3 protein-coding genes are annotated in these 1,794 nt (G+C 35.6%); 2 read left to right on the top strand and 1 reads right to left on the bottom strand.

Annotated elements, in window-relative coordinates; all coding sequences use genetic code 11:
- Together HMPREF2660_RS05990 and HMPREF2660_RS05985 are read left to right on the top strand one after the other, a co-directional pair.
- Positions 1–925 (top strand): RHS repeat-associated core domain-containing protein (locus tag HMPREF2660_RS05990; RefSeq protein WP_141743554.1); only part of this gene is annotated, 925 nt, incomplete at its 5' end.
- 4 nt (positions 926–929) lie between these two features.
- The gene (locus HMPREF2660_RS05985; protein WP_070486118.1) at positions 930–1,457 is read left to right on the top strand and encodes an STM3941 family protein; all 528 of its coding nucleotides are present in this window, start codon (positions 930–932) and stop codon (positions 1,455–1,457) included.
- Between the two features lie 46 nt (positions 1,458–1,503).
- Here the strand turns inward: HMPREF2660_RS05985 and HMPREF2660_RS05980 are convergent, their stop codons facing one another.
- Complete coding sequence (locus HMPREF2660_RS05980; protein WP_255356419.1) at positions 1,504–1,698, bottom strand: hypothetical protein; 195 nt, start codon at positions 1,696–1,698, stop codon at positions 1,504–1,506.
- Positions 1,699–1,794 lie beyond the last annotated feature (96 nt).

The following is a 1,794-nucleotide window of genomic DNA, read 5'->3' as shown; positions in this document are numbered from 1 at the left end:
TAAGTTTAACGGTAAAGAGTTACAAAATGAGTTGAATTTAAACTTATATGACTATGGTGCAAGAAACTATGATCCAGCTTTAGGTCGCTTCCACGTAATGGATCCTCTGAGTGACTTAGCACCTATGCATACTCCTTATAGGTTTGGATTTAATAATCCTGTATATTGGAGAGACCCTACTGGGCTGATTGAATTTGGATGGGATGATGACGGGAATGTTACAAGCATAAAAACCAGTAATCAAGATGAAATAAACGCCATTATGGGCTTTTTCAAAGATAATGAAGGGGCAAGTTTAAATGACTTGGAAGCTTTTGTCTTTGGAAGTATGGATGCTGATGAAGGTATTTTTGCCTTAGAATTAGAAGGGGCAACTATTACAGGAAAATCTAAAGAAAGTAATACTTTGGATTATGCAGGAGCAGCAAATGATGCGGTTGGATTAGGGGGAGATATTTTAAATAAGCACACAAAATATAAAGGAGGTTCATTTGCTGTGTGGAATGGCCCTACGGGAAGATCATTTGATGGGATAAAGACTAATGAATTAAAGTTCCGATACTCACCTACAAATAAAGGATTTAATCAATATACAGGTAAAGGAATAAAAGTAGCTAAAGTTGTAAAAAAAGGAAGTATAGTAGCTACAGCTGTTCTTGGAACCATAGAAGTAGGTCAAGGTGTTGCTCAAGATTACGAGAATTATCAGAATACTGGAAGTACTGATGGGAAGAATACTGCGGTAGCAACAACGAAAGTAGTTGTCGGTATAGGGGTTGGTTGGGCAGCAGGGGCTGCAACGGGTGCTCTAATTGGCTCATCTGTCCCTATCGTAGGTACTGTAGTTGGTGCAATAGTTGGAGGAGTTGTTGGGTATTATGCAGGTGAAGCTGCAGGAGAAATGGTAGAGCAAGCTTATGAATAAAGAAATGAAGACTATAATCATTCAAGGAAAAAAAAATTATCTAAAAAAAATTGCCGTAATAGCAATAATGATAGCACTGATTTACATACTTGTAACCTGGCTTAAAAACCCCACAAATATTCAATATTTTTTACTTCCAACAGAATGGTCTGTAATTATATTTTCGCTGACAGGTATTATTATTTCTATTTTAGTTATATATCTTTTTTCAAGAAATTTTTTCATTAAAAATCCTCTATTAAAGATAGATGTTGAAGGCATTTATTTTAGTTTTTTTGTGTTTAGAAAAAAGACAATTGAGTGGAAAGAAATTGATAAAATAGAATCAATTAAATATAATCATAATAATTACATTGCTATTTTTTTAAAAGAATCACAAAATGATGAAAAAGGGATTAATGCGCTTTTTTATAATATGAATAAAATGACCATAGGGACCCCCTATGTGATTTATTCAGGAGATCTTGACTGTACATTTTCAGAATTAGAACGATTAATTTTAGAAAGTTACAATCAGAGTAAACAAAATTAAAATAGTATTCATAAACCCAAAACCCCGAGCAATGCTCGGGGTTTTGTTATTTATAGGCCTGTCTTGTTTTAGCATCGCGAAGCAGAGCATTAATGGTAGTCAGGATATGGTTTTTATCCGTATCGGAAAGTAGTTGTAGGTCAGTCATAATCTCAGTGGTGGATTTATCGAGTTCCACGTCGGATAATCCGGTCAGAAAATCCAAAGACACTTCGAGAGCTTGCGCAATCTTTACCGCCATCTCAACGGAAGGTTTTACTTCTTCCCTTTCATCACGCCCGATGATGGGAGCGTGCGTGTAAGCTACGCTTGGGATGACACCGAAAACAAATTAAAA

The sequence above is a fragment of the Weeksella sp. HMSC059D05 genome (genome assembly GCF_001809725.1).
Classification (GTDB): Bacteria; Bacteroidota; Bacteroidia; order Flavobacteriales; family Weeksellaceae; genus Weeksella; species Weeksella virosa.
This window is presented reverse-complemented; position numbering and strand designations above follow the sequence as displayed.

Coding starts and splice junctions, on each gene's coding strand:
- HMPREF2660_RS05985 (WP_070486118.1), top strand. CDS start 930: ATGAAGACTATAATCATTCAAGGAAAAAAAAATTATCTAAAAAAAATT.
- HMPREF2660_RS05980 (WP_255356419.1), bottom strand. CDS start 1,698: ATGGCGGTAAAGATTGCGCAAGCTCTCGAAGTGTCTTTGGATTTTCTG.